Raw genomic sequence first — 8,079 nt, forward strand, 5'->3', positions numbered from 1 at the left:
GTGCATTTTATTATCAATCCGACTCAAGCCAATATCTGTCGTAAGATCGCCCTTTGAGTGGCATTACATAACAAAAACGTAAATTATCACCCAATTAATTGCCGTAAACTTCAACAAAAAAATGACACACTTTCCACTTATAGAATACGAGCAACTTACAGATCCTAAAGCCAAAGCAGTCTACGAAGAAATCTTGACAGACTTGGGGTTCGGCATCGTCCCCAACCTGTTCAAGTCAATGGCAATCAACCCTGACATATTAGAAGCAAATTGGAAAAAATTCCGGGGAACAATCCTACAAGGAGACTTACCCCGCACGCTTAAAGAAATGGTCGGTGTCGCTATTTCCCAATCAAATAATAGCGAGTACGCTCTCCAAGTTCACCTGCACGGATTGTCAGCCTTGGGGATGAGCGAAGAACTACTGCGAACCCTAGTTTCTGACTTTGCCAACTGCCCTTTGCCCAAACGTGATAAAGCCGTAATTACCTTTGGCTTGCTGGCTGCTACAAAGCCCCTGGAAATGACAGAAACTGATTACCAAAACCTGCGGGATTTAGGGCTAGATGATTCTGAAATATTTGAGATTATTGCGACAGCAGACTTGTTTAGCTTTGTCAACCGATATACGGATTCAATAGCCCTCGAAATAGATGCTTTGTAATCTATATTGTATACCCCTATTATGGGCGATCGGCTAGAAGATCAAGATCGAGAAGAACTTCTGTTAACAGCCCGCCGTTTGTTAGCAGAAGCTCAAGCGCTTTCCATCCGCATTTCCGCCGTCAATGAAATTGCTACTGCCATTAACCGCACCCTCGATCTCAGTCAGATTTTGCGGGTAGTAGGTAAGCAAGCCAAATGGCTGCTAGACTTTGAACACTGTAGCGTTTGTCTACACAGCACTAATGCTTGCATGACCTTATTTGGCCCGCATATCCCTGTAGATATTTCAGCCCTGACAGAGGGCGGCCCGATTAAGAAGGCTTTCACAACACGTCAACCTCAATTAATTCAAGAAGCGGGTGCTACTGCGATTTTATCCCCCTACGCTTCCCAAATTATCCTTCCCTTGGAAAGTGAAGGTAAGGTTTTAGGGACAATTAATTTTGCCACAACCAAGCCGGGGGCTTACACTCAAGAAGACTTGCGGATTGGCTATCTTTTGGCTTTGCAACTATCTTCAGCTATCCGCAATGCTGAACGCTTTAAAGAGATAAATAGCCTGTATGCCGAACTTGATGCCGAAAAGCACAAATCTGACCAGCTACTGTTGAATGTGCTCCCGGTTGAAATTGCCGATGAACTCAAAAATAACGGCAAAGTGGAACCACTTTATTATGATAGCGTATCGGTTTTATTTACGGACTTTAAAGGCTTTACTCAGTTATCTGAAAACATGACGCCGCGAGAGTTAGTTGACGAACTAGACTATTGTTTTTCTTATTTCGATCGCGTGATGGATAAATACTCTATGGAAAAACTGAAGACTATTGGCGACAGCTATATGTGCGCTGCAGGAATTCCTACGCCTCGCGCAACACACGCCTTTGACGCTGTACTTGCTGCGATAGAAATTCGACAGTTCATGGATTTGCGAAAAATACAGAAATCTCAACAAAACATTGCTTATTGGGATATCCGCATTGGCATTCATTCAGGCCCAATACTGGCTGGGGTAATTGGCAAGAAAAAGTTTTCCTATGATGTCTGGGGAGATACAGTTAATACTGCATCTCGGATGGAATCTTCCGGTGTCCCTGGAAATATCAATATTTCTCACGACACGTTTGAATTAGTTAGAGATTTTTTTGAATGCGAATACAGAGGAAAAATTTATGCTAAAAATAAGGGCGAATTGGATATGTATTTGGTTCGCCATCTTAAATAAATTTGGGAATGGCTAATTGCTAAGGGAGGATGGCTAAGCGAGCCATACCATTTTAGATTTTAGATTTTAGATTTTAGATTTTAGATTTTAGATTTTAGAATTGGGGATTACTGATTACTAACACGGTTTGCACCACCCAGCCTACAGTTGCTGTTTTTTTAAGGGTGTTAGATATTGAAATAAAACTCCACTATGAACTGAGAATATATCGCTCGAAGTTTTTTCTCAGTGAAGCGGTATTGTATCGCAGTGTCCCCAAGCTATATTAAAATGATCGAGTTGTAGATTTTGAATTTTAATTATTTATGCGTATTTGGCAAGCCGATTTTTACCGCCGCCCTCTCCAAGACGAAACTGGTAAACCACTGTGGGAACTCTTAATTTGCGAATCGGAAGGCAGTTTTCAATTTAGCGCTGTTTGCAGCCAGGGGGACGCAAATTCTAATTGGCTAGCCTCGCAGTTGCAGCAGCAAGCTCAAACTCAGAATTTGCCGGACTTAATTCAAGTATTTAGGCCTCAGTCTCTGGGCTTAATTGAGGCTGCGGGCAAAGTTTTGGGTGTCAAGGTGGAAGCGACTCGCCGCACTCCGACTCTGAAATTGTTGCTGCAACAACGCGCAAAAGAATATTTGAGTATGCCTAATTATACAGGTGAAACTTACAGTGCGATCGCCCTCGACTCGCCGCCGCCCGTACCCTTACCCGAAAACCTCTGGGGCGATGGCTGGCGTTTTGCTTCCCTACCCGCCGGCGACATTGAAGATGCTTTCCAAGGGCGTCCCTTGCCAATTTTGGAAATGCCAGAATTGCTGTTACCGCTGAATTTAGGCTTGGCCTCAACAGTACCCGTACCGGGAGTTGTTATTGACGGTGGACGCCAGTCTATGCGGTTGGCTAGATGGCTTCAGGATGCCAAACCTTTTGCTTTGAATTATATTGCTGGAGAGCCCGATGGATTGATATTGGAAGCTGGGTTAGTAGATAGGTGGGTTGTGGCTACTTTTGAAGATAGCGAGGTGAAAGCCGCGGCCCAAGTTTACCAACAGCGTAAGCAATTAAGTAAAGGATTACATTTTTTGTTAGTCCAGCCCGATGATAGTGGCATGACTTATACAGGCTTTTGGCTGTTAAATTTTGATCGATAAGATGTAAATAATATTATTTGTGATGTTGATAAATCGCTGGCTGAAAAAAAGTAAAACAGTGCTCGAACGCAGTTCCAGCAAATACAAACTCAGACACAAATTTTCAAACAGCTTGTTGAGCTCGCAAGAGATAGTGCTGCAAATTTATTCTACAACTAAAATCAAGCCGTTTTGAATGCCCTGACAAACTCGGTTGATGTGACACTGATCTTTTTCGTTCAGACCTTTCTGGGCTAGCATTGCTGATTTCAGCAGCCGTCTGTCAAGGGGGGTAATCTGGCGAAAAGCAAAGATGCGCTCGACGATCGCCTCGATCGAGATTTTGGGGAGGTTAGCAGAGCTGACTGTCATGGTCTTAACACGCTAAAAATAAGTAACAGAACTATGTACCTTTATTTTTAAAGATTTTGTGAAGCTACTTTGTGATTACGATCACATAATTTTAGTGACAAAATAGTGTATGTGGGGTGACTGTTATCACCAAATCTTTAATTATCTTTACACCAACTTAACGATGGCCCGATAGAATCACTGTGGTAAAACTCAAGCAGAGGGTAAAAATGGCACAAGCAAAAATCGGAATTATCGGCGGCAGCGGTTTGTATAAAATGGAGGCCCTCAAGGATATTGAAGAGGTGAAAATTGATACACCTTTTGGATCACCATCCGATGCCGCAATTGTGGGAACATTGGACGGTACGCCGGTAGCGTTTCTGGCTAGACACGGCCGCAACCACACTTTTTTGCCATCAGAAGTGCCGTATCGCGCAAATATTTATGCAATGAAGAGTTTGGGAGTTGAGTATTTAATCTCAGCGTCGGCGGTTGGTTCCCTGAAAACAGAGGCGAAACCTTTAGATATGGTAGTGCCGGATCAGTTTATCGATCGCACAAAAAATCGAGTTTCTACTTTTTTTGGAGAAGGAATTGTTGCTCACATCACATTCGGCGATCCGGTTTGCGGCGAATTGGCTAAAGTGTTAGCAAGTGCGATCGAATCATTGAACCTCCCCGACGTTAACCTCCACCGGGGCGGCACTTACGTCTGCATGGAAGGCCCCGCATTTTCCACAAAAGCAGAATCAAACCTTTACCGCAGTTGGGATGCCACAGTCATTGGGATGACAAATTTGCCGGAAGCAAAATTAGCGAGAGAAGCTGAAATTGCCTACGCAACTTTAGCATTAGTCACCGATTACGACTGCTGGCATACCGAACACGACAGCGTAACAGTAGAAATGGTAATAGCAAATTTGCACCGCAATGCAGAGAATGCTCAAAAAGTCATTCAAGAAACAGTCCGTAGACTAACAGAAAATCCCCCACTATCTGATGCACATTCAGCTTTGAAATATGCAATTCTGACTCGGCTGGATCAAGTGCCGGCCGCAACTAAAGAAAAAATGGGTTTGCTATTGCAGAAGTATTTGTAATTAGTCATCGGTTTCGCGCCAGTAAATGCCACAATCTTGAGCGAGCGCATACTCTCCGTCGGGGTCATGTCAACTATCTAATCGTGAAAGTAATTTTACGAGCCGTTGATGACCCTGATCAATGATTAATAATTGCTAGAACTTCCTCTCCTGTGAGAACAGTGGACAGAGAACGACTTCTTTTTGCTCGTACTGTATCAACTTGTAAATCTAATTCTAAGTTGCGGATTTTTGTGACTTAGGAGTTGACTATACTAAAAATTTCGCTATAATAAATATTGCGCTGGCTTAGTCTCAGGAAACAGCAATCTCTATAAATTTTAAGTGGGATGGAAAAGTCACATTGGATTTCCCACCACAAGTTAGGAATACAGCCCACTAGCCAGCTCTCGATCGGTGTGATTGAATAGCTGGTGAAATACAAGGAGTCAGAAACGTGCAAGATAGTCACAATATTAATGAAGTAATTTTTGAAGAGAGAGATACTCAAATTTTCAATATTCCTGACACTAAAACCAGGCTTTCAACACTGCAAAATTATTTCTTCCCTCGGCTAGAGACGTTACTGCGTTGTACCCTTGATGTTGTGGCGCAAGTCTACGATGTGAATCCATACGATAAAATGACTTTTTCGTACTCTCCAAGTCATCGAGATAAAGCAAAGGAGAACAAAGACTATGGCTTTGTTCATATTGGAATTATTGCAAAACGGGGTGACAAACCGCTCAAAATTCTCAAGAGAAATGGACAGCCATTTTTTCATCATCCCACTTATCTGACGTTTAAGGTATTTCCTAGTGGAACAATTCATGCTGAGTTAATGCCATTTCGTCAAGGCGTTGATGATGCTTACGTGGCAAGAATTTCCCAACTTGTCGCTAAGTATAGCGATGTTTTAATGCCACTATTATCGGTAGCAGGTATTTCACATACGACGTATAATCCGGAATTTGAACTTCTGCCTCTTCATAAGGCAATTGTCCCTGAAGAAATAACGGCATATGGTATAAGGTTGATATCGCAAACATACTATTTTCCTGTGCGTCCAAAGCGAGGATTGGGTGAACTAATTATTGCATTCATCCTCTTATACGCTTTAGCAGAATCATTTATTTGTATTGGGGAAGGACGAGAACCTCAGCTTGAAAATAGGCTTAAGCAATTCAAAAAATGGTATGTAAAACTTAGAAATCCCGAAAATGGCATAGAAACAGAAGAAAGCGAGGAGGAAGATTTCGATTCTTCAGAAATACCTGAACTAGACAGTTATTCTTTTGTGAGAGCAGGTAAATGGTGGGCTGTACTTGCTAGAGATAAATGGAAATGTCTTAGCTGTGGTAGATCGTCAAAAGAAGATGGAGTTTTATTGGAAGTTGACCACATTATCCCCCGCTCAAAAGGTGGTTCTAACGATATGAGTAATCTACAAACTCTTTGCAAAAAGTGTAATATTGGCAAAAGTAATCGAGACAGCACAAGACTTGGTATGACTTCTGATGAATTGATAGATCGAATGTAGATAGCGTAATTTTTCGGTGCGTGACTTTTATGAGTCACCCGTGATAAATTTGAAATGATTTGTGGTCACGCAGCCTAGAATTACAGCTATTAATTAATCAACTGCTTGAATACATCGTGTTCGCGAATCTTCTCCAAATCAGCTTCACTTTTTGCCAATTGTTTACACAAATTCGGATTGAGATTGAGGGCGCGCTTTAAATTTTCAATGGCTAATTCAATTTTACCTTGTAGGGCATAACATCGGGCTTTATTGTACCAAATTCTGTAAAAGTCAGGTCGAATTTTAGCAGCATTGTCGTAGGAAGCGATCGCAGCTTCGTATTTTTGCAATTTGGAGAGTGCAACGCCTCGATTGTTCCAAGCGTCAGTATAATCATTTTTAATTTGTAGGGCTTGATTGTAAGAAATTACTGCTTGTTCGTACTCCTGCATTTTGGAAAAAGCAACGCCTCGGTTGTTCCAAGCATCGGCATAATCGGGTTTGGCTTGAATTGCTTGTTCGTAACAGCCGATCGCTTCCTGGTACTTCTGCAACTCCAACAATACCACGCCTCGATTGTTCCAAGCATCGGGGTAATTGGGGCGAATTGTAGTAGCTTGTTCGTAAGATGCGATCGCCTCTGGATACCGCTGCATTCTTGTGAGCACTACTCCTCGGTTATTCCAAGTATCGGCTAAATCAGGCTGAATTTGCAGGGCCTGATCGTAAGCTGCGATCGCATCTTGATAACGGTTTTCAAAGAAACAAGCATCTCCCTGTTTAGCATAGTCGCCGGCCGTCAATAGCTGTTGGTAATTGCCATAGTTAACCGGAGCAAATTCTTGAATTTGGGCATCGGGGAATAAAAGGTCTGTTTCTGCCTCTGCCGAGTGATTTTGGTGTTGAAGTTCGCCTAAGATAGTTTCAGCGTCGGAAATTAATAGTTTTAATTGAGAGATTGTATCGTAATGGAGACTTTCAATTTCTTGGCGAGCAATTGTTGTCTGCTTGGACAATTTTCTCAATAGAAACCAAACCCCGACTCCGGCTGCTGTCGGAAACAAAGTTAGGGCAATTACCAGTCCGTTAAGCAGTACCGCCGTGCGCCCGAAAGCAATGTCAACTTCTTCTTGAACTCGATCGCGAATTTCTTCTTTAAGTTGCTGCTGTGGGAATTCCTGCTGAAGTAACATTGCCGCCGTCGGTTCAGATGCAAAAACGCTACTGGCGCAGACTAGAATAGTCAAAAGGGCGATCGGGCTAATACTTTTTCTAAAGATACTTGACAAACGCATTGCCTTAGTGATACGCACCTGAGTTGCGATTTCCATGTGTCAAGAGATGCTGATAACGATGATCCCAGACTAGCCCATTTGTTCACAAACTCTTAAATACAGGATATCTGTTGTGCAGTCCCCTCCGATCAAATTGCTGACGCAAGAATTGCTAGACGAAGTTGCCGCTTCCTCCCGGCGCAGTCCCCGCCAGCGACAAAACTACAATTTCCATGATTTATCTGAAAAAGTGCAGCGGTTTGTCAACGTGCTGCAACCAGGCACTTACGTCCGCCCTCACCAACACCTGCGCCCGCCTGCAGTTAACGGTTTTGAGTTTTTTGTGGTGATTCAAGGAGAAGTTGGTATTGTTATTTTGAACGAAAACGGTCACATCCTGCAATCCTTGCGAGTCAGCGCGGCCGGCCCGACTCGCGCTGTCGAACTGCCAGAGGGGACTATTCACACGTTAGTAGCCTTGACACAGGATACTGTGATTTTGGAGTTTAAGGAAGGGCCTTACGACGTGGGGGCTGATAAAGACTTTTTGGCAGGTTTTCCTGCTGAGGGAACTGCGGCGGCGCGAGAATTAGTCCTGATTTGGGAAGCGGAATTTAACAGTTGACGGTTGACTGTTGACTGTTGACGGTTGACTGTTAAAAATCTAAAATCTAAAATCTAAAATCGATTGAGTGTTGACTGTTAAAAATCTTAGATCTAAAATCTAAAATCTAAAATTGATTGAGTGTTGACTGTTAAAAATCTAAAATCTAAAATCTAAAATCTAAAATCTAAAATCTAAAATCTAAAATCTAAAATCTAAAATCTAAAATCT

General features: G+C 42.6%; 8 protein-coding genes. 6 read left to right on the top strand and 2 right to left on the bottom strand.

Annotation, left to right across the window (positions count from 1 at the left end; translation table 11 throughout):
- Positions 1-121: 121 nt before the first annotated feature.
- The 3 genes from QT979_RS24550 to QT979_RS24560 all read left to right on the top strand — a co-directional run bounded on the left by QT979_RS24550 (position 122) and on the right by QT979_RS24560 (position 3,036).
- Positions 122-664, top strand: coding sequence for a peroxidase-related enzyme (locus QT979_RS24550; RefSeq protein WP_333064782.1), 543 nt, complete (start codon positions 122-124; stop codon positions 662-664).
- A gap of 6 nt (positions 665-670) precedes the next feature.
- Entirely contained in the window at positions 671-1,891 is a 1,221-nt protein-coding gene (locus tag QT979_RS24555) for an adenylate/guanylate cyclase domain-containing protein (RefSeq protein ID WP_333311947.1), read from the top strand.
- Between the two features lie 305 nt (positions 1,892-2,196).
- The gene (locus QT979_RS24560) at positions 2,197-3,036 is read left to right on the top strand and encodes a Tab2/Atab2 family RNA-binding protein (protein WP_333208784.1); all 840 of its coding nucleotides are present in this window, start codon (positions 2,197-2,199) and stop codon (positions 3,034-3,036) included.
- A gap of 144 nt (positions 3,037-3,180) precedes the next feature.
- On the opposite strand, the gene QT979_RS24565 is transcribed toward QT979_RS24560, so the two are convergent.
- Positions 3,181-3,387, bottom strand: a complete 207-nt coding sequence (locus QT979_RS24565) for a hypothetical protein (RefSeq protein ID WP_015177188.1) — start codon at positions 3,385-3,387, stop codon at positions 3,181-3,183.
- Positions 3,388-3,596: 209 nt separating this feature from the next.
- Between QT979_RS24565 and QT979_RS24570 the strand changes: the two genes are divergently transcribed.
- Together QT979_RS24570 and QT979_RS24575 are read left to right on the top strand one after the other, a co-directional pair.
- Entirely contained in the window at positions 3,597-4,469 is an 873-nt protein-coding gene (locus QT979_RS24570; protein ID WP_333311948.1) for an S-methyl-5'-thioadenosine phosphorylase, read from the top strand.
- Between the two features lie 436 nt (positions 4,470-4,905).
- Positions 4,906-5,988, top strand: coding sequence for an HNH endonuclease (locus tag QT979_RS24575; protein WP_333311949.1), 1,083 nt, complete (start codon positions 4,906-4,908; stop codon positions 5,986-5,988).
- A gap of 89 nt (positions 5,989-6,077) precedes the next feature.
- On the opposite strand, the gene QT979_RS24580 is transcribed toward QT979_RS24575, so the two are convergent.
- Positions 6,078-7,301 carry a tetratricopeptide repeat protein gene (locus QT979_RS24580; protein ID WP_333311950.1) on the bottom strand — a complete coding sequence of 408 codons (1,224 nt, stop codon included), beginning with the start codon at positions 7,299-7,301 and terminating at the stop codon, positions 6,078-6,080.
- A 76-nt stretch (positions 7,302-7,377) separates the two neighbouring features.
- On the opposite strand from QT979_RS24580, the gene QT979_RS24585 reads away from it, so the two are divergent.
- Positions 7,378-7,869 carry a WbuC family cupin fold metalloprotein gene (locus tag QT979_RS24585; protein ID WP_333311951.1) on the top strand — a complete coding sequence of 164 codons (492 nt, stop codon included), beginning with the start codon at positions 7,378-7,380 and terminating at the stop codon, positions 7,867-7,869.
- Positions 7,870-8,079 lie beyond the last annotated feature (210 nt).

The organism is Microcoleus sp. w2-18bC1 (assembly GCF_036700365.1).
Taxonomy (GTDB): domain Bacteria; phylum Cyanobacteriota; class Cyanobacteriia; order Cyanobacteriales; family Microcoleaceae; genus Microcoleus.